Here is a 24,093-nt window from a genome sequence, read left to right as displayed (position 1 = left end):
GACCCCCGGTGTGACGCAGGGTGTGACGCAGGCCATGGCGCCGTTCGGTTCCCGGGCCCGCGGACCCGGTCGTACATTGGTGGTGCTCGTCATCGACAAGTAGTCCGGTACCCCTCGGGGACCGGAACGAAAGGGATGATCACCGATGGCCCGAATCGGGGTTGTCGGCGCCGGCCGTGTCGGCGCCGTCCTGTCCGCAGCGCTGCGCGCCGCCGGCCACGAGGTCGTGGCCGCTGCCGGTGACTCGGCCGCCTCGCGGTCGCGGATCGCCGACCTGCTGCCCGGCGTCGAGGTCGCCAAGCCGACCGCCGTCGCCCGCTCGTGCGACCTGCTGCTGCTCACCGTGCCCGACGACATGCTCGACAACGTCGCGACCACGCTCGTGGGCGCCGGAGCGATCCGGCCCGGCCAGGTCGTCGTGCACACCTCGGGCCGCCACGGCCTGGCCGTGCTGCACGCCGTGTCCGCCGCCGGGGCCCGACCGATCGCCATGCACCCCGCGATGACCTTCACCGGCACCGAGGTCGACCTCGACCGGCTGGCGGGCTGCGTCTTCGGCGTCACCGCCGGACCGGAGGAGCGCCGCCTGGCCGAGGCCCTGGTGACCGACCTGCGCGGGGTCGCCATGTGGGTGCCCGAGGACAAGCGCACGCTCTACCACGCGGGCCTGGCCCACGGCGCCAACCACCTCGTCACGCTGGTCAACCAGGCGATGGAGATGCTCGCCGCGTCCGGCGCCGAGGACCCCGCCGCGGTGCTGCGCCCGCTGCTGACGGCCGCGCTCGACAACGCGTTGTCGGCCGGCGACGCCGCCCTCACCGGCCCGATCGTGCGCGGCGACGTCCGCACCGTGCGCGACCACCTGCGCGAGATCGAGACCAGCGCGCCCACCACCGTCCCGTCGTACGTCGCGATGGCCCGCGCCACCGCCGAGCGCGCGATGCTCGACGGGCGGCTGCTGCCGATCCGGGCCTCGCGCATCGTGGGCGTCCTCGACGACGCGCTGGCCCGCCACCGGGGCGCCACCGGCGCGACCCCGGCCCACCTGCTGCCCGGCCACCGGTGACCCGTCTCGTCGGCTCGCGGGCCGAGCTGCACGAGGCCCTCGCCGGCCGGACCGGCCGCGTGGCGCTGGTGCCGACGATGGGGGCGCTCCACGAGGGCCACGCCGCCCTGGTGGCCCGGGCCCGCCGCGAGGTCGGGGACGACGCCCCGCTGGTCGTCTCGGTGTTCGTCAACCCGCTCCAGTTCGCGCCGGGCGAGGACCTCGACCGCTACCCGCGCACGCTGGACGCCGACCTCGAGGTCTGCGCCGCCGGAGGCGTCGACCTGGTGCTCGCCCCGTCGGTCGACGAGGTCTACCCCGGCGGCCCGCCCGAGGTGACCGTCCACCCCGGCCCGCTCGGGGCCCGCCTGGAGGGGGCCTCGCGGCCCACCCACTTCACGGGCGTGCTGACGGTCGTGGCCAAGCTCTTCGGCCTGGTGCGGCCCGACGTCGCGGTGTTCGGCGAGAAGGACTACCAGCAGCTCGCCCTGGTCCGCCGGATGGCCGAGGACCTGTGCCTGGGCGTCGACGTCGTCGGCGCGACGACGGTGCGCGAGGCCGACGGCCTGGCGCTGTCGAGCCGCAACCGCTTCCTCGACGCCGAGGCCCGCGCCCACGCGCTGGCGCTCTCCCGCGCCCTGGCGGCCGGCCGCGACGCGGCCCCGCGGGGTGCGGCGGCCGTGCTGGCGGCGGCCCGTGCCGAGCTGGACGGCGCCGCGGGCGTCGACCTCGACTACCTCGAGCTCGGGGCGCCCGACCTCGGGCCCGCCCCCGCGGCCGGCCCGGCCCGGCTGCTCGTGGCGGCCCGCGTGGGCGGCGTGCGCCTCATCGACAACACCGGCCTGGAGCTCGGGCCGGACCTCCCGTCCTGACCCGTCCGACCCGACCACCCGCCGGAGGCCGCCCGTGCTGCGCACCATGATGACCAGCAAGATCCACCGCGCCACCGTGACCCAGGCCGACCTGCACTACGTCGGCTCGGTCACCGTCGACGAGGACCTGCTCGACGCCGCGGACCTGCTGCCCGGCGAGCTGGTCCACGTCGTCGACGTCACCAACGGGGCCCGGCTCGAGACCTACACGATCGCCGGGGAGCGGGGGTCCGGCGTGCTCGGGATCAACGGCGCGGCCGCCCACCTGGTGCACCCCGGTGACCTGGTCATCCTCATCGGCTACGGACAGATGACCACAGAGGAGGCCCGGGCGCACCGGCCCCACGTGGTGTTCGTCGACGAGCGCAACCGGGTGCTGGAGCGCGGCACCGACCCCGCCGCGGTGCCCGCCGGCGTCGGTCTGGTCCGGGGGGACGTGGTGGCGTGACGCTGCTGTGCGCCGACATCGGCAACTCCCACACCGTCATCGGGCTGGTGGAGGACGGCGTCGTGCTCGACCACTGGCGGGTGGCCTCCGACGAGCGCCGCACCGCCGACGAGTGGGCGGTGCTGGTCGGCGGGCTGCTGCGCGAGAGCACGGTCGGCGACCGGGTGGCCGGCGTCGCGGTGTGCGCCACGGTGCCCGCGGTCCTGCACGAGTGGCGCGACATGCTCGCCCGCCAGCACGGCGACGTCCCGCGGGTGATCGTCGAGCCGGGCGTGCGCACGGGCGTGCCGGTGCTGATGGACAACCCGCGCGAGGTCGGCGCCGACCGGGTGGTCAACGCCCTCGCCGCCGCAACCCTGTACGACGGACCGGCCGTGGTCGTCGACTTCGGCACCGCCACCACCTTCGACGTGGTCTCCCCGCGCGGGGAGTACGTCGGCGGCGCGATCGCCCCGGGCATCGACATCTCCCTCGAGGCGCTCGGCCGCCGGGGTGCCCAGCTCCGCAAGGTCGAGCTGCTGCGGCCGCGCTCGGTGATCGCCAAGAACACCGTCGAGGCGCTGCAGTCGGGGATGGTCTTCGGGTTCGCCAGCATGGTCGACGGCATCGCCGCCCGGATGATCGCGGCGCTGGGGGTGCCGCCGGCCGACGTGCACGTGGTGGCCACCGGCGGCCTGGCCCCGGTCGTGGTGGACGAGTGCGTCGCCTTCACCGACCACCAGCCGTGGCTGACGCTGCTGGGCCTCGAGCTGGTCTTCGAGCGCAACCGGCCCTGACCCGGGGTCAGTGCCCGGTGGTCTTCCTCCGGCGCGGCACGACGTGCAGGACCGCGACGACCACGCCGCCGACGACCAGGCCGATCAGCGCGGAGAAGGCCGTGTTGGTCACCCACCCGAGCACGCCCGCGAGCGCCCCGGTCGCGGCGGCGACGGCCTCCTCGGCGTGGTGCACGACGTCGTAGAGCGCGTGCCAGCCGAGCTCCTCGGTGCCCACCAGCAGGATGTGGCCGCCGACCCACAGCATGGCCGCGATGCCGACGGTCGAGAGCACCGACATCAGCAGCGGCATCCCGCGCACCAGGCCGCGGCCGAGCGTCTGGGCCGCCCCGGACGAGGTCCGGGTCAGGTGCAGCCCGATGTCGTCCATCTTCACGATCAGCGCGACCACGCCGTAGACCAGCGCGGTGATGGCCAGCGCCACCACGACCAGGATCAGGGCCCGGGAGACGAAGGGCTCCGCGGCCACCTCGTTGAGCGAGATGACCATGATCTCGGCCGAGAGGATGAAGTCGGTGCGCACCGCGCCCGCCACGATCCGGTCCTCGTGGGCGGCGCCCTGCTCCGCGGCCGGGGCGGCCTCCTCGTGGTGGCCCCACACCAGCTCCTTGACCTTCTCCGCCCCCTCGAAGCACAGGTAGGTGCCACCGAGCATGAGGATCGGCGTCAGCAGCCACGGCAGGAACTGGCTGAGCAGCAGCGCCGCCGGGAGGATGAAGAGCAGCTTGTTGCGGATCGACCCCTTCGCGATGCGGGCGATGATCGACAGCTCGCGCTTCGGGTCGAGGCCGTCGACGTAGCGCGGCGTCACCGCCGCGTCGTCCACGATCACCCCGGCCGCCTTGGCGCTGGCGCGACCCGCGGCGGCGCCGACGTCGTCGACCGAGGCGGCCGCGAGGCGGGCGAGCGCGGCGACGTCGTCGAGCAGGGCCGCGAGGCCGCCGCTCACCGGGGGTCCCCGGGGCCGGGGGCGGTCCGCGTGGCGGCAGGGGTGCTGGTCACGTCCGCAGCCTAGGGCGTCGGCAGGGCGGGGGTCCCCGGTCTTCTACCCTTGCGCCCATGACCGACGCCTCCCCGACGCCCCCCGACGACCTGCCCGAGCAGATGCAGGTGCGCCGCGAGAAGCGGCAGCGGGTGCTGGACTCCGGGCGCGAGGCCTACCCCGTCACCGTCCAGCGCACCCACACGGTCAGGCAGCTCCGGGACACCTACGACGGCCCGCTCGAGGCGGGCGAGCTGGCCCCCGACACCCGCACCGGCGAGCAGGTGGCCATCACCGGTCGCGTCATCTTCCAGCGCAACACCGGCAAGCTCTGCTTCGCGCGCCTGCGCGAGGGCGACGGCTCGGAGATCCAGGTGATGCTGAGCCTGGCCGAGGTGGGGGAGGAGTCGCTGGCGGAGTTCAAGGCCCTGGTCGACATCGGCGACCTGCTGGCCGTGCGCGGCGAGGTCGTCACCAGCCGCCGCGGCGAGCTCAGCGTGGCGGCGAGCGGCTGGGAGCTGGCCGCCAAGACGCTGCGGCCGCTGCCCAACGAGCACCGCCCGCTCTCCGACGAGGCCCGGATCCGGCTGCGCTACGTCGACATGATGATCCGGCCCGAGGCCCGCGACATGGTGCGCACCAAGGCCACGGTCCTCAAGAGCCTGCGCCGCACCCTCGACGAGCGCGGCTACACCGAGGTCGAGACCCCGATCCTGCAGCTGACCAACGGCGGCGCTGCGGCCCGCCCCTTCGCCACCCACCTCAACGCCCTCGACCAGGACATGCTGCTGCGGATCGCGCTGGAGCTCGACCTCAAGCGGGCCATGATCGGCGGCGTCGACCGCGTCTACGAGATCGGGCGCACCTTCCGCAACGAGGGCCTCGACTCCACCCACGCCGCGGAGTTCTCGATGCTGGAGGCCTACGAGGCCTACGGCGACCAGTTCACGATGATGGACCTCACCCGCTCGCTCGTCATCGACGCCGCCCGCGCCGTCGGCCGCACGGTCGTCCCGGGTCGCAACGGCGAGGAGATCGACCTCGAGGCCGAGTGGCGCCAGGCCTCCATCCTCGACCTGGTCTCCGAGGCCCTCGGCGAGCAGGTGACCGTCGACACGGGTGTCGAGGCGCTGCGCCGGCACGCCGCGGCGCGTGAGGTCGAGCTGCAGCCCGCCTGGGGCGCGGAGGAGATCGTCGTCGAGCTCTACGAGCAGCTCGTCGAGGACGACCTGGTGCAGCCGACCTTCGTCATGGACTACCCGGCCGCGGTCAAGCCGCTGGCCAAGGCCCACCGCAGCAAGCCCGGTCTCAACGAGGCCTGGGACCTCATCATCAACGGCGTCGAGCTGGCGCCGGCCTACTCCGAGCTCAACGACCCCGTCGTGCAGCGCGAGCGGCTCACCGCCCAGTCGATGCTGGCGGCCGCGGGGGACCCCGAGGCCATGGAGCTCGACGAGGTCTTCCTCAAGGCGATGGAGTACGGCATGCCGCCCGCCGGTGGCATGGGCATGGGGGTGGACCGGCTGGTGATGCTGCTGACCGGCGCCGGAATCCGCGAAACGATCCTTTTCCCGCTGCTGCGCCCGGAGTAATGCGTGTGCGGACTTATCCGTTCCGTTTGACGCACCCGCGGAACCCCTTTCGCTAACGACCGGGCCGCCGCCGACTTCTCACGATGTGGCCTGTTAGGGTGCCGATATCCCGCACCATTTCGACGCGTATTTCTAGGATGGCTCCCTCCATGGCTCAAAAGGTTCACATCGTGCTGGTCGACGACATCGACGAGACCGAGGCGGAGGAGACCGTCACGTTCGGTCTCGACGGCAAGGACTACGCCATCGACCTCAACACCGACAACGCGACCAAGCTGCGCGAGGCCCTGGCGCCGTACGTCGCCCACGCCCGCCCGGTCTCGGGTCGCGGCGGTCGTCGCGGCTCCTCCAAGAGCAGCGGCTCGGCCTCCTCCGCGGCCTCCAACGGTCCCGCCCCGGCCGAGATCCGCGCCTGGGCCCGCGAGAACGGCTTCGACGTCCCCGAGCGCGGGCGCGTCTCCGCCGAGGTCCGCGACGCCTACTCGGCCGCCCACTGACACCAGCTCCACCGCACGAGCCAGGCCCGCAGCAGCGGGCCCGGCTCGACGCACGTCCGGACCCCGGGGCCCCGTCGGCGAGCCCGTCGGGCCACCACCTGAGGGTGCGGTCCCTACCCTGACGCCATGACCGACGACCGCACGGTGTTCGACCCCTCCGACGAGGACGTCAACGCCTACAAGCTGCTCAACTCCCTGGTCGTGCCCCGGCCGATCGCGTGGGTGACCACCGTCGACGAGCAGGGCCGCGGCAACCTCGCCCCGCACTCGTTCTTCACCGTCGCCAGCGGTCGGCCGCCCGTGGTGCTGTTCAGCTCGCTGGGCCACAAGGACACCGTCACCAACATCGAGCAGACCGGCGAGTTCGTGGTGAGCGTGACCTCCGAGGAGCTCTTCGAGCAGGTCAACGCGAGCAGCGCGCCGTTCGAGCACGGCGACGACGAGGCCCGGGCGCTGGGCATCGCGACCGAGCTGTCGGCCACCGTGCGGCCCGAGCGGGTCGCGGCCTCGCCCGCCTCGATCGAGTGCCGCCTGGAGCGCATCGTCGAGGTCGGGCACGCGTTCGTCGTCTTCGGCCTCGTCACCGCGATCACGGTGCGCACCTCCGCCCTCGAGGACGGGGTCCACCCGATGTTCGAGCACCTGCGCCCCGTCTCGCGCCTGGGGCGCGACGAGTGGGGCCGCCCGCCGGAGGTCTTCCGGCTGACCCGGCCCGAGAAGCCCGAGGACGTGCTCTGAGCGACCAGGCGCCCCCGCTGCCGGGACGCGTGGTGATGGACCAGGTCTGGGCCGACCTGGTCTTCCTCCACTGGCGCGTCGAGCCGGAGCGGGTGCAGCGCTGGATGCCGCCGGGCGCGCGCCCGGACGTCCACGACGGGTCGAGCTGGGTGGGGCTGATCGGCTTCGAGATGCGCCGGGCCGGGTTCGGCCTCGGCCACCCCCTGCCCTACCTGGGCGACTTCGCCGAGATCAACGTGCGTCTCTACTCCACCGACGACCAGGGCCGCCGCGGGGTGGTGTTCCGGTCGCTGGAGACCGAGCGGCTGGCGCTCGTGGCCGCGACCAACCCGGTCGGCGTGCGCTACCGGTGGTCACGGATCCGGATGGAGCGCTGGGCGGAGGCCACCGGCCGGATCCGCTACGCCTCGCGCCGTCGTACGCCGCCCGGCCGCGGCGCGTCGACCGACCTCGCGGTCCGCCCGACCGACGAGCTCGTCCACGACGACCTGAGCGTCTTCCTCACCGCCCGCTTCGGGATGCACCACCGGGTGGGCAGCCGGCCGCTGTGGGTGCCCAACACGCACCCGGCGTGGCCGCTGCGCCGCGCCGAGCTGCTCCACTGCGACGACGGCCTGGTCGCCGCGGCCGGGCTGCCGGGCGTCACCGACCGGCCGCCCGAGTCGGTGCTGTGGTCCCCGGGGGTGCGGACCCAGTTCGGCGCGCCCCAGCGCTGAGCCGCCGGGGCCCGGCCCCGGACCGCCGGGTCGGGTCCCCCGCGCGGGGGAGCCGCGCGGCGGCGAGATCGCTCGCGCGGGGGTGGCCGCGGCCACGTCGCGGCCGGGAGGATCGTCCCGTGATCCCGACCCGCCTGCTCGATCCCCGTCCCGGCCCGGTGCCCGAGACCTGGGTGCTCGTCTCCCGCGTCGCCGCGGCCGTCGTCTTCCTGTGCGTGGCCTCCTCGCGCTGGGTGCCCGTCGACGTCGCCCGCCTGGCCTCCTACGGGCTCGACCGGTTCGCTGGCGTCGGGAGCGTCGTGGGCGCGGTCGTCGGGCTGCTCGCCCTGGCCCTGTGGGTGGCCACGGGGGCGATCGCCGCCGCGGTGGTGCTGCTCGGCGTGCGTCGCCCGCTCGCGGCCGTGGGCCTGGCGCTGCTGCCGCTGGTCGCCGTGGTCGTGCTCGGGAGCGCGGTGCCGTTCGCGGTGGTCGCGGTCCTCGCCGGCATCACGGTCGCCGCCGCCTGGCACAGCCCCTCCGCCTCGGTGCTGGCGACCCTGGCCGCGCTCGCGACGGTCGCGCTGTGGTTCGTGGTGCGGCTCCCGATGGAGGCGCCGCTGGGGTCCGTGGTCGAGCTCCGGTTCACCGACGCGCTGGTGGTGGGCGTGCTCTACGTCCTCGCGCTCGGCGGCCTGCTCGTGGCCACCCTCGTGGGCCGGGACGCGGTGGCCAGGGGCCTGGACGCCCGGCAGCGGGTCGCCGCGCGCAGCGCCGAGGTGGAGGAGCAGTCCGAGGTGACCGCCGAGCGCGCCCGGCTGGCCCGCGACCTGCACGACGTCGTGGCCCACCACGTCTCGCTGATCGCGGTCCGCGCCGAGACCGCGCCGTACACCCACCCCGGGCTGCAGCCCGAGGCCCGCTCGGTGCTCGCGGAGATCGCCTCCGACGCCCGCCGCGCGCTCGACGAGCTGCGCGGGGTGCTCGGCATCCTCGGCCGCAGCGTGGGGGACCGCGCGCCGCAGCCGTCCTGGTCCGACGTCGCCGCGCTGGTGGAGCGGTCCTCCTCGTCGGGCGAGCAGGTGGCGCTGGTGGGCGACCCCGTCGACCGGGTGGCGGCCGGCACCGACCCGGCGCTGGGCTACGTCGCCTACCGGGTGGTCCAGGAGGGACTGACCAACGCCCGCAAGCACGCCGCCGGGTCCGCGACGACCGTGCGGCTCGAGCGCACGGCCGGCCTGGTGGTCGTCTCCGTGGTCACCGCGCCCACGGGCGGCGCGACCTGGCCGCGCGGCGACGAGCCCACGGCCCCCATCGCCCCCCTGGCCACCGGCGCCCCGCTCCCGGCGCCCACGCGGCGCCTCCCCGTCGGCGACCCGGCACCGAGCGGGACGGTGGGCCACGGCCTGGTGGGGATGCGCGAGCGGGTCGAGGCGCTCGGCGGCCGGCTGGTGGCCGGGCCCCGCGACGGCGGCTTCGCCCTGGAGGCGACCCTGCCGCTCGGCCCCGCCGGGCCGGTGGTGGCGGGCGGTGCCCGGTGACGCGGGTGGTGGTCGCCGACGACCAGCCGGTCATCTGCGCGGGCTTCGCGGCGCTGCTCGACGCCCAGCCCGACCTCGAGGTGGTCGGCACCGCCGCCGACGGCCGCGAGCTGGTCGAGCTGGCCCGGCGCACGACGCCCGACCTGGCGCTGGTCGACGTCCGGATGCCGCACCTCGACGGGATCGAGGCGACCCGGGTGATCACCGCCGAGCTGGCCACCCGCGTGCTGGTCCTGACGACCTTCGACCTCGACTCCTACGTCTACGAGGCGATCCGGGCGGGCGCCAGCGGGTTCCTGCTCAAGGACGTGACCGCCGAGCGGCTGGTCGAGGGCGTGCGGCTGGTGGCCGACGGCTCGATGCTGCTGGGGCCGGCGGTGACCCGGCGGCTCGTCGACGACTTCGCGGCGCGTGGAGCCGCCCCGCCGGACGCCGACCTGGCCCCCCTCAGTCCCCGGGAGCGCGAGGTGCTCGGGGAGCTGGCGCGCGGCCGCTCCAACGCCGAGATCGCCGCCGACCTCGTGGTGGCCCCGGAGACGGTCAAGTCGCACGTCGCCGAGGTGCTGCGCAAGCTCGGGCTGCGCGACCGGATCCAGGCCGTGGTGTGGGCCTACGAGCACGGCCTGGTGCGTCCCGGTGGCTGAGCCGACCCCGTCGCCGGCCCGGTCGGTGGCCCGGGTGGCGACGGTGCTCGTCGTCGCAGGGCTGGCCGGCGCGGCGACCTCCTTGCTGCAGACGGTGCTGCCGGCGGCCGTCGCGTCGTTCGCCAACTCGGCGGGGTCGTGGTGCCTGGTGGCGTGGCTGCTGGCCCGGCCGGCGGGTTCCGCGCCCCGGGGTGCCGCGGTCGCGGTGCTGGCGCTGGTCGCCCTGGTGGCGGGCTACTACGCGGTGGCCCACCTGCGCGGGTTCAGCGTCAGCCCGGGCTCGGTGGGGTTCTGGCTGGTGGCCGCCGCGACGGTCGGGCCGGTGCTCGGGGTGGGGGCCGTGTGGTCGCGTCGCGCCCGCGGGTGGCGGCGGGTGCTGGGCGCGCTGGTCCTGCCCGGGCTGCTCGTCGCCGAGGCGGCGTACGGCCTGGCGCTGCTGCGGGCCAGCACCTCGACCGGCTACTGGGCGACCGAGGGGCTGGTCGGCGTGGGCCTGGGCGTGGCGCTCGTCGCCGAGCGGACCACCGCCCGTGCGAGGAGGCGGGTGGCGGCCGTGTTCGCTGAGAGCGATAACCCCGGTTGGCCCGGAACACGTAGGCTGAGGTGAGGGTTGAACCGGCCGTGCGGGTCGCACTGGTCGACCCTGCAGAGTCTTGAGGAGTAGCCCATGTTCGAGCGGTTCACCGACCGAGCCCGACGAGTCGTCGTGCTGGCCCAGGAAGAGGCCCGCATGCTCTCGCACAACTACATCGGGACCGAGCACATCCTGCTCGGCCTCATCCACGAGGGCGACGGCATCGCCGCCAAGGCCCTCGAGAGCCTCGGCGTCTCCCTGGAGGCCGTGCGCGCCCAGGTCGAGGAGATCATCGGCCAGGGCCAGCAGGCGCCCAGCGGCCACATCCCCTTCACCCCGCGGGCCAAGAAGGTCCTCGAGCTGTCGCTGCGCGAGGCGCTGCAGCTCGGCCACAACTACATCGGCACCGAGCACATCCTGCTCGGCCTCATCCGCGAGGGCGAGGGCGTCGCCGCCCAGGTGCTGCACAAGCTCGGCGCCGACCTCAACCGGGTGCGCCAGCAGGTCATCCAGCTGCTCTCGGGCTACCAGGGCAAGGAGCAGCAGACCGCCGGCACCGCGCCGGAGGCCGCCCCCTCCTCGTCGCTGGTGCTCGACCAGTTCGGTCGCAACCTCACCCAGGCGGCCAAGGAGGGCAAGCTCGACCCCGTCATCGGCCGCTCCCAGGAGATCGAGCGGGTCATGCAGATCCTCTCGCGCCGCACGAAGAACAACCCGGTGCTCATCGGCGAGCCCGGCGTCGGCAAGACCACCATCGTCGAGGGCCTCGCGCAGGACATCGTCAAGGGCGACGTGCCCGAGACGCTGCGCGACAAGCAGATCTACACCCTCGACCTCGGTGCCCTGGTCGCCGGCTCCCGCTACCGCGGTGACTTCGAGGAGCGCCTGAAGAAGGTGCTCAAGGAGATCCGCACGCGCGGCGACATCGTGCTGTTCATCGACGAGATCCACACCCTCGTCGGGGCCGGCGCGGCCGAGGGCGCGATCGACGCCGCCAGCATCCTCAAGCCGATGCTGGCCCGCGGCGAGCTGCAGACCATCGGTGCCACCACGCTCGACGAGTACCGCAAGCACCTCGAGAAGGACGCCGCCCTCGAGCGGCGCTTCCAGCCGATCCAGGTCAACGAGCCCTCGATCGCGCACACCATCGAGATGCTCAAGGGCCTGCGCGACCGCTACGAGGCGCACCACCGCGTCACCATCACCGACGAGGCGCTGGTCTCCGCGGCGACGCTGGCCGACCGCTACATCTCCGACCGGTTCCTGCCCGACAAGGCCATCGACCTCATCGACGAGGCGGGCTCGCGACTGCGGATCCGCCGGATGACCGCGCCGCCGGACCTGCGCGAGTTCGACGACAAGATCTCCGAGGTGCGCAAGCGCAAGGAGGGGGCCATCGACGGGCAGGACTTCGAGGCCGCCGCGCGCCTGCGCGACGAGGAGAAGCAGCTCATCCTGGCCAAGGGCGAGCGCGAGAAGCAGTGGCGTGCGGGCGACATGGACGTCGTCGCCGAGGTGGACGAGGAGCTCATCGCCGAGGTCCTCGCCGTCGCCACCGGCATCCCGATCGTCAAGCTCTCCGAGGAGGAGTCCACGCGGCTGCTCAAGATGGAGGACGAGCTCCACAAGCGGGTCATCGGCCAGGAGGAGGCCGTCAAGGCGCTCAGCCGGGCGATCCGACGCACGCGCGCGGGTCTGAAGGACCCCAAGCGCCCCGGCGGGTCGTTCATCTTCGCCGGGCCCTCGGGCGTCGGCAAGACGTGGCTGTCCAAGACGCTCGCCGAGTTCCTCTTCGGCGACGAGGACGCGCTGATCCAGCTCGACATGTCGGAGTTCAGCGAGAAGCACACCGTCTCGCGGCTCTTCGGCTCGCCCCCCGGCTACGTCGGCTACGAGGAGGGCGGCCAGCTCACCGAGAAGGTGCGCCGCAAGCCGTTCTCCGTGGTGCTCTTCGACGAGGTCGAGAAGGCCCACCCCGACATCTTCAACAGCCTGCTGCAGATCCTGGAGGAAGGTCGCCTGACCGACTCCCAGGGCCGGGTCGTGGACTTCAAGAACACCGTCATCATCATGACGACCAACCTCGGCACCCGCGACATCTCCAAGGGCGTCAGCCTGGGCTTCAACCAGTCGGGCGACGAGGGCACCTACGACCGGATGAAGACCAAGGTGTCGGAGGAGCTCAAGCAGCACTTCCGGCCCGAGTTCCTCAACCGCGTCGACGAGATCATCGTGTTCCCGCCCCTGACCAAGGAGCAGATCATCTCGATGGTCGACAACATGGTCGCCTCGGTGGAGCTGCGCCTCAAGGACCGCGACATGTCGCTGGAGCTGACGCAGGTCGCCAAGGACCTGCTCGCGACCCGCGGGTTCGACCCGGTGCTGGGCGCGCGGCCGCTGCGTCGCACGGTCCAGCGCGAGATCGAGGACGTCCTGGCCGAGAAGATGCTCTTCGGCGAGGTCGGACCCGGCCAGATCATCCTGGTCGGCGTCGAGGGCGAGGGGAAGGACGCGTCCTTCACCTTCCAGGGCAACACCAAGGGCGAGCTGCCCGACTCGGTGCCGCTCGAGCCCGTCGGCGGTCCCGACGACAGCGACGGTCCGGTCGACGTCCCCAAGGGCGAGCCGCTCGGCGACTGACCCACCCGTTCCACCACCCGACCCCGCAGGCCCCCGGCCTGCGGGGTCTCGTGCTCCCCGGGGCCGGCGCGCGTCGTGGACGGGGCGCTGGTCGCCGCTAGTCGGGCAGGGCGAACCGGTCGCCGACGCGGACCACGAGGCCGTCGGCGACCAGGCTCGCCAGGGCACGCTCGCGCTGCACCGGCTCGGCCCAGGCCTGCTCGAGGCGACCGGCCGAGACGGTGCCGGGCTCGTCGCGGAGCACCGCCATCAGCCGGCCGCGGACCTGGCGGTCGGTGCCGGCCCAGGCCTGGCCGCGCCGCGGCGGTCCGTCGTACGCCGGTCGGCCGGCCGCCCACCAGGCGCAGCGGTCCTGGACCGGGCAGCTCCCGCACCGGGGCGCCGCCGCCGTGCACACGAGCGCGCCGAGCTCCATCACGGCGATCGCCCAGGTGGCCGGCTCCTCGTCGGGCACCAGCGACTCGGCCAGCTCGCGCTCCGGCCGGGTGACGGCCGTGCCGGGGAACTCCGTGCCGCTGACGGCCCGGGCGAACACCCGGCGGACGTTGGTGTCGAGCACGGCGTGCCGGTGGCCGAAGGCGAACGACGCGATCGCGCTGGCGGTGTAGTCGCCGACTCCGGGCAGGGCGATCAGGTCGGCGTACGCGTCGGGCACCTCGCCGCCGTGCTGCTCGGTGATCGCCGTGGCGGCGGCGTGCAGCCGCAGCGCGCGGCGGGGGTAGCCCAGCCGGCCCCAGGCCCGGACCGCCTCGCCGCTGGGGGCGGCCGCGAGGTCGGCGGGGGTCGGCCAGGTCTCCAGCCACGCCTCGAAGACGGGCACGACGCGCGCCACCGGCGTCTGCTGCAGCATGAACTCGCTGACCATGACGCGCCACGGGCTCGCCCCCGGCCCGCGCCAGGGCAGCTCGCGGGCGTGGTCGGCGTACCAGCGCAGGACCGGGTCGTGCAGCTCGCTCATCGCGCCGATCATCCCGCCCGGGGTGTGACGCAGCGAGCAGGGGGGTCGCACGGCGTTGCTCACCGACGGCCACCCCGTGCACGACTACGGTGCTCGACATGGCTGCCGCACGTCGCTCTCGGGGACGGCTGCCGGCCCGGGTCTACTGGTTCCGCCGGGGTCTGGTGCTCGCGGTCCTGCTCGCGCTCGTCGTCGGCCTCGCCCACCTGCTGGGCGGCAACGGCGCCGACGCTCCGCCGCCCCGGGCCACGCCCGCCGGCGCGCAGCCCACCTCCGCTCCGCCCGCGGTCTACGGCCCGCAGCAGGTGACCGGCCTGCCCAGGGCCAAGAAGTCGCAGGCCGTCCTCGCCGACCCCAGCGGTCCGTGCGCCGACGACGAGATCAGCGTGGTCCCCTCGGTGCCCAAGGCCGAGGGGGGTGGCCGGATCCAGATCGTGCTGCAGCTGCAGGGCACCCAGCCCGCCTGCACCTTCGAGGTCTCCCACGAGAGCGTCGTGGTCAAGATCGCCACCGAGGACGACGACAGCTTCTGGACCACCCAGGAGTGCCCGCGCGCGATCTCGCGCAGCGAGGTCGTGGTGCGCAGCTCGACTCCGACGGAGATCGTCGTCAACTGGAGCGGCCGCGGCTCCGACATCGGCTGCACCCAGGTGCCCGACTGGGCGCTGCCCGGCTTCTACGACGTGTACGCCGCGGTGCAGGGCTCGACGCCCTCCGACGTCGAGTTCGAGGTGACCCGGCCCTCGGTGCGCTACGTGACGCAGACCCCGTCGCCGACGGCCTCGCCCTCGTCGTCGGGATCGCCCTCGGGGTCCCCCAACGGTTCGCCCTCGGCCTCACCGAGCCGCTGACGGGCTAGACGTAGCGCTCGAGGATGCTGGACTCCGCGAGCCGCGAGAGACCCTCGCGCACGCTGCGGGCCCGGAGCTCGCCGACGCCCTCGACCATCTGGAGGTCCTCGACCCCGGCCGAGAGCAGCTTCTGCAGGGTGCCGAAGTGGTCCACGAGCCGGTCGACCACGGTGGCCGGCAGCCGCGGCACCTTGGCCAGCAGGCGGTGGCCGCGCGGGGTGACCGCGCCGTCGAGGTGCTCGCCCTGGCCCAGGCCCAGCGCGCGGGCCACGCAGGAGATGTCGACGAGGTCGGCGGGGGAGAGGCCCTCGAGCTCGGCCAGCACCTCCTCGACCGTGTGCGTGCGACGGCCGCCGGCCTGGTAGTCGCGCACGACCAGCGACCGCTCGGCGTCGACGCCGGTGACCAGCTCTTCGAGCTGCAGCGACAGCAGCCGGCCGTCGGTGCCGAGCTCGTTGACGTAGTCGTCGATCTCGCGGGCGATCCGGCTGACCATCTCCAGGCGCTGGGCCACGACGGCCACGTCGCGCACGGTGACGAGGTCCTCGATCTCGAGCGCCGAGAGCGTGCTGGAGACCTCGTCGAGGCGGACCTTGTAGCGCTCCAGGGTGGCCAGGGCCTGGTTGGCGCGGGCCAGGATCGAGCCGGAGTCCTCGAGGACGTAGCGGATGGACCCGACGTAGATCGCGATGATCTGCATCGACTGCGACACCGAGATCACGGGCGCGCCCGTCTGCTTGGCCACCCGGTCGGCCGTGCGGTGCCGGGTGCCGGTCTCCTCCGAGGGGATGGTGTGGTCGGGCATCAGGTGCACGTTGGCCCGGAAGATGCGGCTGATGTCGCGGTCGAGGACGATCGCGCCGTCCATCTTGGCCAGCTCGCGCAGCGCGGTCGGGGAGAACGGCACGTCGAGGTTGAACCCGCCGGTGAGGATCCCCTCGACCTCCTTGTCGTGGCCGAGCACGATCAGCGCGCCGGTGCGGCCGCGCAGGATCCGCTCCAGTCCGTCGCGCAGCGAGGTGCCGGGTGCGATGCGCGCGAGCGTCGTCCGCAGCCGGATCGCATCGTCAGCACGGTCGGGGGAGGCCACGGCCGGAGTCTAGTGCAGCAGGTGCTCAGCCCCAGCGGCCCTCGCCGCCCGTGGGCTTCTCCTCGCGCTGGAGCTCCAGCAGGCTCAGCGCCCGGCGGACGTGGTCGCACTCGATGACCCGCAGGCCGTCGACGACCTTGCTCTGCCCGGGGGTGCCGCCGAGCTCGGCGGGCACCAGCGCGGAGCGGAAGCCCATCCGGCGGGCCTCCGAGAGCCGTGCCCCGAGGTCGCGCACGCGGCGCAGCTCGCCCGAGAGGCCGAGCTCGCCGACCGCCGCGATGTGGCGGTTGAGGGGCTTGCCGGCCCAGGCCGAGACGATCGCCAGCGCGATGGCGACGTCGTTGCTGGGCTCGGTCAGCCGGGCGCCGCCCACGCTGGAGACGAACACGTCGTGGGCGTGGAGCCGGATGCCGGCGTGCTGCTGCAGGACGGCCAGGATCACCGCGACGCGCGACGGGTCGACCCCCGAGACGGTGCGGCGGGGCCGCTCGGCGGCGCTGGCGGTCACCAGGGCCTGCACCTCGCTCAGCAGCGGACGGCGGCCCTCCATGCTGATGGCCACGCAGGTGCCGGGGACGATCGAGAGCCGGGCGTCGAGGAACAGCCCGGTCGGGTCGGCGATGGCGACGATGCCGGCGGCCGAGAGGTCGAAGCAGCCGACCTCGTCGACGGGACCGAAGCGGTTCTTCACCGCACGCACCATCCGCAGCCGGGAGGTGCGCTCGCCCTCGAACTGCAGCACGACGTCGACGAGGTGCTCGAGCACGCGGGGACCGGCGATCGAGCCGTCCTTGGTCACGTGGCCGATGATCACCAGCGTGATGTTGCGCAGCTTGGCCATCCGGATGAGGGCGGCCGAGACCTCCTTGACCTGGGTGACCCCGCCCGGCACGCCGTCGACGTCACCGGCGCTGATGGTCTGCACCGAGTCGATGACGAGCAGCGTCGGCTTGACGTCCTCGACGTGGCCCAGCACGGCGCCCAGGTCGGTCTCGGCGGCCAAGTAGAGGTCGGGGAAGATCCCGCCGGTGCGGTCGGCGCGCATCCGCACCTGCGCCGCGGACTCCTCCCCGGTCACGTAGAGCACCCGGTGGCGCAGCCGCGCGGTCTGGGCGGCCACCTCGAGCAGTAGCGTCGACTTGCCCACGCCGGGCTCGCCCGCGAGCAGGATCGCCGCGCCCGGCACCAGGCCGCCACCGAGCACCCGGTCGAGCTCGGGCACCCCGCTGCTGCGGGATTGGGAGTCCTCGATGGGGACCTCGCCGATCGGGCGGGCGGGCGTGGTGACCGGACCGGCCTGCACCCGGCTGCGGGGGGCGGCCTTCTCCACCACGGTGCCCCAGGCCTGGCACTCGCCGCAGCGGCCGACCCACTTGCCGGTCTCCCAGCCGCACTCGTGGCAGTGGTAGCCCGGGCGGGCCGGCTTGGGGGAGGTCTTGGTGGCCATGGGCCGAACGCTAGGGCAGGGCACCGACAGCCTCGGTGCGCGACCGGCGCCGCACCGCATGGCCTACCATTTGAACGATTAAGCGCTCCGGGGGACCACGCACATGACCCATCCGACCGACCGTCGCGGCCACCGGCCCGACGCACGTCCGCAGCCGGCCGGTCCGCCGACGCTCGCGACCGTCGCCGACGAGGCCGGGGTGTCGCGCCAGACCGTCTCCAACGCGCTCAACAACCCCGAGCTGCTGCGTCCCGAGACGCTGACGCGGGTGCAGGAGGTCATCGACCGCCTGGGCTACTCGCCCAACCGAGCCGCCCGCCAGCTGCGCACCCGCTCCTCCCACCTGATCGGGCTGCGCTTCGAGCCCGCGCTGGAGGGCACCAGCAACGCGCTGATGGACCGCTTCCTGCACAGCCTGGTGGCCACCGCCTCCGAGACCGGGCACCACCTGCTGCTCTTCTCGGGCGACCCCGAGGACCCGCTCGACGGCTACGACGACCTGCTGCGCTCGACCGCCGTCGACGCCTTCATCGTCACCGACACCTACGCCGGCACGCCCCAGTCGGGCTTCCTGCGCGACCGCGGGGCGCCGTTCGTGGCCTTCGGCCGTCCGTGGGACGAGCCCGGCGCGGCCCACGCGTGGCTCGACGTCGACGGCGCGGCCGGCGCCCGGCTGGCGACGCGGCACCTGCTCGAGCAGGGCCACCGCCGGATCGCCTGGCTGGGCTGGGAGCGGTCCTCGCGCATCGGCCAGGACCGCCGCAGCGGCTGGGAGGACACCCTGCGCGAGGCGGGCGTGGACCCCACCGGCCTCGGGGTGCGGCTGACCGACAACGTCGACGCCGCGCGGATGGCCGCCCACCACGTGCTCGACGACCCGACCGTCACCGGCTTCGTGTGCGCCAGCGACACCCTCGGCCTCGGGGTGCTGCACGCCCTGGCCGAGCGCGGCCGCCAGCCCGGCGCCGACGTCGGCGTGGTCGGCTTCGACGACTCGGCCGCGGCCCAGGTGACCTGGCCTGGCCTGAGCTCGGTGCGGCAGCCGCTGGAGCGCGTCGCCCAGGACCTCGTCGAGATCCTCCACCTCGTGCTGGCCCACAAGCCGATCGCCGAGCCGGGCCGGATGCTGGCCCCCTCGCTGGTCGTGCGGCGCTCGAGCCTGCGGGGCTGGACGCCCTAGGTCCTGGCGGTGGTCCTGGCCCGGGGCCGAGGCCGCGTCAGAACGCCCGGCTCCACAGGTTGACGGCGTAGTCGACCTCGGTGCCGGCGTGGGAGGCCAGCACCTCCTCGGCCACCTCGGGGGCGAACTCGATGCGCACCACGGCCTCGAGGTCCTCGCGCGCGTCGAAGGTCCAGGCCATGTCGACGGGGTGGCGCTCCCAGCCGTGGCCCTCCCAGAAGGCGACGACCTCGTCCGGGTCGACCATCGGGTAGCCGCGGCGGAACCACGCGCCGAAGGTGGAGCGGGTCGGGTCGTTGTCGACGACGAAGGCGCGCCCGCCGGGACGCACCACCCGGTCCAGCTCGGCCAGGCCGGGCTCGCAGCCGGGGCCGAAGAAGTAGGCCCAGCGGGCGTGGACGACGTCGACCGAGCCGTCGGCCAGCGGCAGGGCCGTGGCCGAGCCGTGCAGCACGCGGACGTGGGCGAGCCGTCGGGTGCGCAGCCGGGCGACGGCCGCCAGGTCGCCGTGCGGCTCGACCCCGGTCACGGTCGCGGCGGTGCGGGCGAACAGCGGCAGGTGGAAGCCGGTGCCGCAGCCCACGTCGAGCAGGTCGCGTCCCGCCCAGTCGGCCAGCCCCCGCATGGCGGACTCGATCGCGCCGGCGCGGTCGACCGCGCGGTTCTCGATCTCGTAGACGTCGGTGTGGTGCCAGATGTTGGGGCTCGGCATCGCCCCGGGGGCGAGGTCGGGACCCTCGTCCGGCGTGGTCACCGCAGCGCTCAGAGCCGGACGAGGCCGTTCGGGGTCTGGAACTGTGCGGCGACGATGCCGGGGGTGCCGTTGGGGGCGACCCACTCGACCTTGACGGCCTCGAGGGGCTCGTCGACCGGCTGGCCCAGCCACTCCGAGACGCGGGCGGGGTCGCCGGCGATTTCGAGGCACTCCAGCGACACGGCACCGCTGGCGCCCACGCTGGGGTGCTCGGCGGAGTCGATGTCCCACTGGATGAAGAAGGGCAGCTGCGGGTCGGCCTGCAGGCCCTTCACGCCGAGCTGCTTCCAGAGCAGCTCGGTGCCGTCGGGCCGGTGCCGGTTGCCCTTGGCGGCCTCGCGGCCCAGCCGCTCCTCGTGGGGGGCGATGTCCTCCACGGCGACGACCCACCCGAGCCAGCCACCGCCGAGCTCGGAGCGGGCACGCACGGCCTGGCCGAACGGTGCCTTGTCGGAGGCCGGGTGGTCGAGGACCTCGACGACCTCCAGGTAGGTGTCCTGCGCGAGCGGCAGGATGGCGTTGCGCGTGCCGAAGCGAGGGTGGATGCCGCCGCCGACGAAGTCCTCACCGAGAAGTTCCGAGAGGCGTGCCGTCGTGCCTGCAAGGCCGCCCGGGCCGGCTGCAAAGACGATGTGGTCGAGACGCATGCCTGATTCTGACCCGGAGCCGTGGCGCGCTTGACAGCGGGGTCGGACTGGTCCACGGAGCGGACGGGTCAGGCCCGCGGGTCGGCGGGGTGGAGCGCGAGGGCCGAGCGGGTGCGCAGGTGCTGCTCGCACGCCGCCGCCAGCACGTCGTACGCCGGGCGGCCCATGAGCGTGACGAGCTCGACCTCGTTGGAGACGAAGACCGCCTCGACGCCGGTGTGGGCCTCGGTGTTGCCCGAGCAGTACCAGTCGAGGTCGTGGCCGCCGGGGCCCCAGCCGCGACGGTCGTACTCCCCGATGCCGACCTCGAGGTAGGTGGTGCCGTCGGGGCGCTCGACGTCGCGGAAGGTGCGGCGGATCGGCAGCTGCCAGCACACGTCGGGCTTGGTCTCGACGAAGTGCACGTCGCGGTCCAGGGCCAGCCCGTGCAGCGCGCAGCCGTAGCCGGCGGCCGAGCCGCGGGGGTTGTGGAAGATGCAGGCGCCGTCGACCACGCGGGTCTTGCGCTCGCCCTCGTCGTCGGTGTCGACCCACCCGCTGCGCTGCAGCCGGCCGCGGCGGTCCAGGGCCTGGTCGCGGTGGTGCCAGTGCGCGTCGTCGAGCTGCGCGACCCAGCCGGCCACCCGCTCCTCGTCGTCGCCGTCGGAGAAGTGGGCGCCGAGGGTGCAGCAGCCCGCGTCGGGGGCGGTCTCGTAGATGCCCTGGCAGCCCTGGCCGAAGATGCAGGTCCAGCTCGACGTGAGCCAGGTCAGGTCGCAGCGGAAGACCTGGTCGGCGTCGGCGGGGTCCTGGAACTCGATCCAGGCACGGGGGAAGACCAGATCGACCTCGGGCACGAGCGCGAGCCTATGCCGCGCCCCGAGGCGGCCCGTGCCCGACCGGTAGCCTCGACCCATGCGCCTCGGTGTGCTCGACATCGGCTCCAACACCGGCCACCTGCTGGTGGTCGACGCCTACCGGGGCGCCGCACCCCTGCCGGCGTCGTCGGTGAAGGAGCCGCTGCGGCTCGCCGAGCACCTCGAGGCCGACGGCACCATCAGCCGGCGCGGCGTCGAGGCGCTGACCGCCTTCGTGGCGCGGGCGCTCGAGGCGGCCGAGGACAAGGGCTGCGAGCAGGTCTTCTCCTTCGCGACCTCCGCGATCCGCGAGGCCGGCAACGGCGACGAGGTGCTGCGCCACGTCGAGGAGCAGACCGGCGTCGAGGTCCGGGTGCTGCCCGGCGAGGACGAGGCGCGGCTGACCTTCCTCGCCGTACGACGCTGGTTCGGGTGGTCCTCGGGCCGGCTGGCCGTGTTCGACATCGGCGGCGGCTCGCTCGAGATCGCGGGAGGAGACTCCGAGACCCCCGACGTGGCCTGGAGCCTGCCGCTCGGCGCCGGCCGCCTGGCCCGGACGCACTTCCCGGGCGGGAAGGCGCCGGAGGCCGCGGCGCTGCGCGAGCTCCGCAAGGACCTGCGCACCGTGGTGGCCCGCGACGCGGGCACCCTGCTGCGCGGCGGTGCGCCCGACCACGCGGTCGCGACCTCCAAGACGTTCCGCTCGCTGGCCCGCATCTGCGGGGCGGCGCCCTCCTCGGAGGGCCGCTTCGTGCGCCGCGTGCTGCCGGCCGACGAGCTGGCCACCTGGGTGCCGCGGCTGCTCGACATGGACCTCGCCGACGTCGCCGGACTGCCCGGGGTCTCCTCGGGCCGGGCCCACCAGGTGCTGGCCGGGGCGATGGTGGCCGAGGCCGTGCTCGACGTCTTCGACCTCGAGGCACTCGAGATCTGCCCCTGGGCGCTGCGTGAGGGCGTCATCCTCGACCGCCTCGACCAGCTCAGCGCCCTGGGCTGAGCGTGGCGCCACCCCTGTTCGGCCTCTCCACCGCCTCGGTCTACCCCGAGCCCACCGCGCACGCCTTCGACTACGCCGAGCGGCTGGGCTACGACGCGGTCGAGGTGATGGTCAGCATCGACCTCGTCAGCCAGAGCACCGACCGGATCCTGGCGCTGCGCGACCAGCACGGCGTCCCGGTCTGCGCCGTCCACGCCCCGTGCCTGCTCATCACCCAGCGGGTGTGGGGCACCGACCCGTGGGTCAAGCTCGAGCGGAGCGCCGAGATGGCCCACGCCCTGGACGCCGACGTCGTGGTGGTCCACCCGCCCTTCCGCTGGCAGCGCGAGTACGCCGCCGGCTTCGTCGAGGGCATCGCCGAGCTCGAGCGCCGCACGGGCATCGCCTTCGCGGTGGAGAACATGTATCCGTGGCGGGCGACGTCGCGACGTGAGATAAAGGTCTACCAGCCCGGCTGGGACCCCTCCGAGGAGTCGTACGCGAACACCACCGTCGACCTCTCCCACGCCGCCACCGCCCAGTCCGACCCGGTCGCGATGGCCGAGCGGCTCGGCGACCGGCTCCGCCACGTGCACATGACCGACGGCAGCGGCTCGCCCAAGGACGAGCACCTGGTGCCGGGGCACGGGGTGATGCCCTGCGGTCCCTTCCTCGAGGGGCTCGCCGCCCGCGGGTTCGAGGGCCACGTGGTGGCCGAGATCAACACCCGTCGCGCGGCCGACCCCGAGGTGCGCGAGGCCGACCTGCTCGAGACGCTCGCCTTCACGCGGCTGCACTTCGCGGCCCCGGCCACCGACGCTTGACGGCGGCACCCGCACGGGTGCTTGATCAGGCATGACCGGTCGCGCGGTGCGGGTGCAGGGCCTGACGGTCGTCCGTGGCGGCCGCGCCGCGCTCCACGACCTGCGCTTCGACGTCGCCGCCGGCCAGGTCACCGGGCTGCTGGGCCCCTCGGGCTGCGGCAAGACCACCCTGATGCGCACCCTCGTCGGGGTGCAGCGGCACCCGCCGGGCAGCGTCGAGGTGCTGGGCGAGCCGGCGGGCGCGGCGTCGCTGCGGCGGCGGATCGGCTACGTCACCCAGCAGCCCAGCGTGTACGACGACCTCACCGTCGCCGAGAACCTCCGCTTCTTCGCCCGGGTGGTCGGGGTCGGTCCCGACCGGGTGGCCGCCTGCCTGGCGCAGGTGGCGCTCGGCGACCTCGCCGACCGGCTGGTGGGCCGGCTCTCGGGCGGGCAGCGCTCCCGGGTCTCGCTCGCGGTCGCCCTGCTCGCCGAGCCCGAGCTGCTGGTGCTCGACGAGCCCACGGTGGGCCTCGACCCGCTGCTGCGCCGCTCCCTGTGGGACCGGTTCCACGAGCTGGCCCGCGCCGGGGCCGCGGTGCTGGTCTCCAGCCACGTGATGGACGAGGCGGTGCGCTGCGACCGGTTGCTGCTGATGAGGCAGGGCCGGGTGATCGCCGACGACACCCCGGCCGGCTTGCTCGCCGCCACGGGGGAGACCGACGTCGAGTCGGCGTTCGTCGCCCTGGTGGAGCGCTCGTGAGCCCCCGCGTCACCGGTGCGGTGGCGCTGCGCGTGCTGGCCCAGCTGCGTCGCGACCACCGCACCCTGGCGATGATGCTGGTGCTGCCCTGCCTGCTGGTGGCCCTGCTGTCCTGGATGTACTCCGACCTGCCCGCCGCCGTGGGCGGCTTCGACCGGCTCGGGCCCGCGCTGCTGGCGCTGGTGCCGTTCGTGGTGATGTTCCTGGTCACCTCGGTGACCACGCTGCGCGAGCGCACCTCCGGGACCCTCGAGCGGCTGCTGGCGCTGCCGATGGGGCGCCTGGACTTCCTGCTCGGCTACCTGCTCGCCTTCGGCCTGGTCGCCGTCGCGCAGTCGGCGGCCGCGGTGCTGGTGTGCGTCGGGCTGCTCGGCCTCGACGTCGCCGGGCCGGTGTGGCTGCTGCTCGTGGTGGCGGTGGCCGACGCGGTCCTCGGCACGGCGCTGGGCCTGCTCGTGTCGGCCTTCGCCCGCACCGAGTTCCAGGCCGTCCAGTTCATGCCGGCGCTGGTGATCCCGCAGCTGCTGCTGTGCGGCCTGTTCGTCCCGCGCGAGGACCTGCCGCGGGTGCTCGGGGCGGTCGCCGACGTGCTGCCCCTGTCGTACGCCGTCGACGCGATGCAGGCCACGGCGCGCTCGGCCTCCCCGTCGGTGGGCGGTGACGTCGCCGTGGTCGCGGCGTACGCCGTGGGGGCGGTCGCGCTCGGCGCCCTCACGCTCCGTCGCCAGACGCGCTGAGCCTGACTAG

At 74.1% G+C, this 24,093-nt stretch carries 25 protein-coding genes; 18 read left to right on the top strand and 7 right to left on the bottom strand.

What is annotated here, in order from left to right; translation table 11 throughout:
• Positions 1-145 precede the first annotated feature (145 nt).
• Genes BLU55_RS11750 through BLU55_RS11735 form a run of 4 tightly spaced genes read left to right on the top strand, consistent with a single transcriptional unit; the run spans position 146 to position 3,141 of the window.
• Positions 146-1,066: a Rossmann-like and DUF2520 domain-containing protein gene (locus tag BLU55_RS11750; RefSeq protein WP_091729865.1), complete on the top strand. Its 921-nt coding sequence runs from the start codon at positions 146-148 to the stop codon at positions 1,064-1,066.
• Positions 1,063-1,917: a pantoate--beta-alanine ligase gene (panC, locus tag BLU55_RS11745; protein ID WP_091729863.1), complete on the top strand. Its 855-nt coding sequence runs from the start codon at positions 1,063-1,065 to the stop codon at positions 1,915-1,917. The genes BLU55_RS11750 and panC overlap by 4 nt, the downstream gene beginning before the upstream one ends.
• A gap of 34 nt (positions 1,918-1,951) precedes the next feature.
• Positions 1,952-2,365: an aspartate 1-decarboxylase gene (gene panD / locus BLU55_RS11740; RefSeq protein ID WP_091729860.1), complete on the top strand. Its 414-nt coding sequence runs from the start codon at positions 1,952-1,954 to the stop codon at positions 2,363-2,365.
• Positions 2,362-3,141: a type III pantothenate kinase gene (locus tag BLU55_RS11735; RefSeq protein ID WP_091729858.1), complete on the top strand. Its 780-nt coding sequence runs from the start codon at positions 2,362-2,364 to the stop codon at positions 3,139-3,141. The genes panD and BLU55_RS11735 overlap by 4 nt, the downstream gene beginning before the upstream one ends.
• A 7-nt stretch (positions 3,142-3,148) precedes the next feature.
• On the opposite strand, the gene BLU55_RS11730 is transcribed toward BLU55_RS11735, so the two are convergent.
• Positions 3,149-4,090, bottom strand: coding sequence for a DUF808 domain-containing protein (locus BLU55_RS11730; RefSeq protein ID WP_091729855.1), 942 nt, complete (start codon positions 4,088-4,090; stop codon positions 3,149-3,151).
• 110 nt (positions 4,091-4,200) lie between these two features.
• Here BLU55_RS11730 and lysS point away from each other — a divergent pair, with 110 nt between their 5' ends.
• The 8 genes from lysS to BLU55_RS11690 all read left to right on the top strand — a co-directional run bounded on the left by lysS (position 4,201) and on the right by BLU55_RS11690 (position 13,041).
• Positions 4,201-5,715, top strand: coding sequence for a lysine--tRNA ligase (lysS, locus tag BLU55_RS11725; protein ID WP_091729852.1), 1,515 nt, complete (start codon positions 4,201-4,203; stop codon positions 5,713-5,715).
• A 149-nt stretch (positions 5,716-5,864) separates the two neighbouring features.
• A complete protein-coding gene (locus BLU55_RS11720; protein ID WP_091729849.1) occupies positions 5,865-6,212 on the top strand; it encodes a histone-like nucleoid-structuring protein Lsr2 in 348 nt (115 codons plus the stop codon).
• Positions 6,213-6,338: 126 nt separating this feature from the next.
• On the top strand, positions 6,339-6,950 hold the full coding sequence (locus BLU55_RS11715; protein WP_091729847.1) for a flavin reductase family protein: 612 nt from the start codon (positions 6,339-6,341) through the stop codon (positions 6,948-6,950).
• A gap of 35 nt (positions 6,951-6,985) precedes the next feature.
• The gene (locus BLU55_RS11710; protein ID WP_091729844.1) at positions 6,986-7,666 is read left to right on the top strand and encodes a YqjF family protein; all 681 of its coding nucleotides are present in this window, start codon (positions 6,986-6,988) and stop codon (positions 7,664-7,666) included.
• Positions 7,667-7,785: 119 nt separating this feature from the next.
• Positions 7,786-9,183 carry a sensor histidine kinase gene (locus BLU55_RS20095; protein ID WP_091729841.1) on the top strand — a complete coding sequence of 466 codons (1,398 nt, stop codon included), beginning with the start codon at positions 7,786-7,788 and terminating at the stop codon, positions 9,181-9,183.
• Positions 9,180-9,827 (top strand): response regulator, encoded by a 648-nt coding sequence (locus tag BLU55_RS11700; RefSeq protein WP_091729839.1) that lies wholly within the window; start codon positions 9,180-9,182, stop codon positions 9,825-9,827. The genes BLU55_RS20095 and BLU55_RS11700 overlap by 4 nt, the downstream gene beginning before the upstream one ends.
• Positions 9,820-10,434, top strand: coding sequence for a DUF6518 family protein (locus BLU55_RS11695; RefSeq protein ID WP_091729836.1), 615 nt, complete (start codon positions 9,820-9,822; stop codon positions 10,432-10,434). Before BLU55_RS11700 ends, BLU55_RS11695 begins: the two co-directional genes overlap by 8 nt.
• Positions 10,435-10,494: 60 nt before the next feature.
• Positions 10,495-13,041 (top strand): ATP-dependent Clp protease ATP-binding subunit, encoded by a 2,547-nt coding sequence (locus tag BLU55_RS11690; RefSeq protein ID WP_091729833.1) that lies wholly within the window; start codon positions 10,495-10,497, stop codon positions 13,039-13,041.
• 97 nt (positions 13,042-13,138) lie between these two features.
• Here BLU55_RS11690 and BLU55_RS11685 read toward each other — a convergent pair whose 3' ends face one another.
• Positions 13,139-13,999, bottom strand: coding sequence for an HhH-GPD family protein (locus BLU55_RS11685; RefSeq protein WP_091733809.1), 861 nt, complete (start codon positions 13,997-13,999; stop codon positions 13,139-13,141).
• A 98-nt stretch (positions 14,000-14,097) separates the two neighbouring features.
• Here BLU55_RS11685 and BLU55_RS11680 point away from each other — a divergent pair, with 98 nt between their 5' ends.
• Positions 14,098-14,850 carry a hypothetical protein gene (locus BLU55_RS11680; protein WP_157682833.1) on the top strand — a complete coding sequence of 251 codons (753 nt, stop codon included), beginning with the start codon at positions 14,098-14,100 and terminating at the stop codon, positions 14,848-14,850.
• A 4-nt stretch (positions 14,851-14,854) separates the two neighbouring features.
• Here BLU55_RS11680 and disA read toward each other — a convergent pair whose 3' ends face one another.
• Positions 14,855-15,940 (bottom strand): DNA integrity scanning diadenylate cyclase DisA, encoded by a 1,086-nt coding sequence (gene disA / locus BLU55_RS11675; protein ID WP_091729828.1) that lies wholly within the window; start codon positions 15,938-15,940, stop codon positions 14,855-14,857.
• A gap of 25 nt (positions 15,941-15,965) precedes the next feature.
• Complete coding sequence (radA, locus tag BLU55_RS11670; RefSeq protein ID WP_091729823.1) at positions 15,966-17,387, bottom strand: DNA repair protein RadA; 1,422 nt, start codon at positions 17,385-17,387, stop codon at positions 15,966-15,968.
• Between the two features lie 103 nt (positions 17,388-17,490).
• On the opposite strand from radA, the gene BLU55_RS11665 reads away from it, so the two are divergent.
• Entirely contained in the window at positions 17,491-18,567 is a 1,077-nt protein-coding gene (locus tag BLU55_RS11665) for a LacI family DNA-binding transcriptional regulator (RefSeq protein WP_091729821.1), read from the top strand.
• A gap of 37 nt (positions 18,568-18,604) precedes the next feature.
• On the opposite strand, the gene BLU55_RS11660 is transcribed toward BLU55_RS11665, so the two are convergent.
• The 3 genes from BLU55_RS11660 to BLU55_RS11650 all read right to left on the bottom strand — a co-directional run bounded on the left by BLU55_RS11660 (position 18,605) and on the right by BLU55_RS11650 (position 20,804).
• Positions 18,605-19,321, bottom strand: coding sequence for a class I SAM-dependent methyltransferase (locus BLU55_RS11660; protein ID WP_231916840.1), 717 nt, complete (start codon positions 19,319-19,321; stop codon positions 18,605-18,607).
• Positions 19,322-19,329: 8 nt separating this feature from the next.
• Complete coding sequence (locus tag BLU55_RS11655; RefSeq protein ID WP_091729818.1) at positions 19,330-19,968, bottom strand: VOC family protein; 639 nt, start codon at positions 19,966-19,968, stop codon at positions 19,330-19,332.
• Between the two features lie 68 nt (positions 19,969-20,036).
• Positions 20,037-20,804, bottom strand: coding sequence for a hypothetical protein (locus tag BLU55_RS11650; protein WP_091729817.1), 768 nt, complete (start codon positions 20,802-20,804; stop codon positions 20,037-20,039).
• Positions 20,805-20,862: 58 nt separating this feature from the next.
• Here BLU55_RS11650 and BLU55_RS11645 point away from each other — a divergent pair, with 58 nt between their 5' ends.
• The 4 genes from BLU55_RS11645 to BLU55_RS11630 are packed head-to-tail and all read left to right on the top strand — an operon-like array spanning position 20,863 to position 24,083.
• Positions 20,863-21,801 carry a Ppx/GppA phosphatase family protein gene (locus BLU55_RS11645; protein ID WP_091729814.1) on the top strand — a complete coding sequence of 313 codons (939 nt, stop codon included), beginning with the start codon at positions 20,863-20,865 and terminating at the stop codon, positions 21,799-21,801.
• Between the two features lie 2 nt (positions 21,802-21,803).
• The gene (locus BLU55_RS11640) at positions 21,804-22,604 is read left to right on the top strand and encodes a sugar phosphate isomerase/epimerase family protein (RefSeq protein WP_231916839.1); all 801 of its coding nucleotides are present in this window, start codon (positions 21,804-21,806) and stop codon (positions 22,602-22,604) included.
• A gap of 31 nt (positions 22,605-22,635) precedes the next feature.
• Positions 22,636-23,346, top strand: a complete 711-nt coding sequence (ccmA, locus tag BLU55_RS11635; RefSeq protein WP_091729812.1) for a heme ABC exporter ATP-binding protein CcmA — start codon at positions 22,636-22,638, stop codon at positions 23,344-23,346.
• Positions 23,343-24,083 (top strand): ABC transporter permease, encoded by a 741-nt coding sequence (locus BLU55_RS11630; RefSeq protein WP_091729810.1) that lies wholly within the window; start codon positions 23,343-23,345, stop codon positions 24,081-24,083. The genes ccmA and BLU55_RS11630 overlap by 4 nt, the downstream gene beginning before the upstream one ends.
• Positions 24,084-24,093 lie beyond the last annotated feature (10 nt).

The organism is Nocardioides scoriae (assembly GCF_900104965.1).
Lineage (GTDB): Bacteria > Actinomycetota > Actinomycetes > Propionibacteriales > Nocardioidaceae > Marmoricola > Marmoricola scoriae.
This window is presented reverse-complemented; position numbering and strand designations above follow the sequence as displayed.

What these genes read in the sequence shown, in the direction of transcription:
- BLU55_RS11750 (WP_091729865.1), top strand. Translation starts at nt 146, where the DNA reads ATGGCCCGAATCGGGGTTGTCGGCGCCGGCCGTGTCGGCGCCGTCCTG.
- lysS (WP_091729852.1), top strand. Translation starts at nt 4,201, where the DNA reads ATGACCGACGCCTCCCCGACGCCCCCCGACGACCTGCCCGAGCAGATG.
- BLU55_RS11720 (WP_091729849.1), top strand. Translation starts at nt 5,865, where the DNA reads ATGGCTCAAAAGGTTCACATCGTGCTGGTCGACGACATCGACGAGACC.
- BLU55_RS11715 (WP_091729847.1), top strand. Translation starts at nt 6,339, where the DNA reads ATGACCGACGACCGCACGGTGTTCGACCCCTCCGACGAGGACGTCAAC.
- BLU55_RS11710 (WP_091729844.1), top strand. Translation starts at nt 6,986, where the DNA reads ATGGACCAGGTCTGGGCCGACCTGGTCTTCCTCCACTGGCGCGTCGAG.
- BLU55_RS11690 (WP_091729833.1), top strand. Translation starts at nt 10,495, where the DNA reads ATGTTCGAGCGGTTCACCGACCGAGCCCGACGAGTCGTCGTGCTGGCC.
- BLU55_RS11685 (WP_091733809.1), bottom strand. Translation starts at nt 13,999, where the DNA reads ATGAGCGAGCTGCACGACCCGGTCCTGCGCTGGTACGCCGACCACGCC.
- BLU55_RS11680 (WP_157682833.1), top strand. Translation starts at nt 14,098, where the DNA reads ATGGCTGCCGCACGTCGCTCTCGGGGACGGCTGCCGGCCCGGGTCTAC.
- radA (WP_091729823.1), bottom strand. Translation starts at nt 17,387, where the DNA reads ATGGCCACCAAGACCTCCCCCAAGCCGGCCCGCCCGGGCTACCACTGC.
- BLU55_RS11665 (WP_091729821.1), top strand. Translation starts at nt 17,491, where the DNA reads ATGACCCATCCGACCGACCGTCGCGGCCACCGGCCCGACGCACGTCCG.
- BLU55_RS11655 (WP_091729818.1), bottom strand. Translation starts at nt 19,968, where the DNA reads ATGCGTCTCGACCACATCGTCTTTGCAGCCGGCCCGGGCGGCCTTGCA.
- BLU55_RS11645 (WP_091729814.1), top strand. Translation starts at nt 20,863, where the DNA reads ATGCGCCTCGGTGTGCTCGACATCGGCTCCAACACCGGCCACCTGCTG.
- ccmA (WP_091729812.1), top strand. Translation starts at nt 22,636, where the DNA reads ATGACCGGTCGCGCGGTGCGGGTGCAGGGCCTGACGGTCGTCCGTGGC.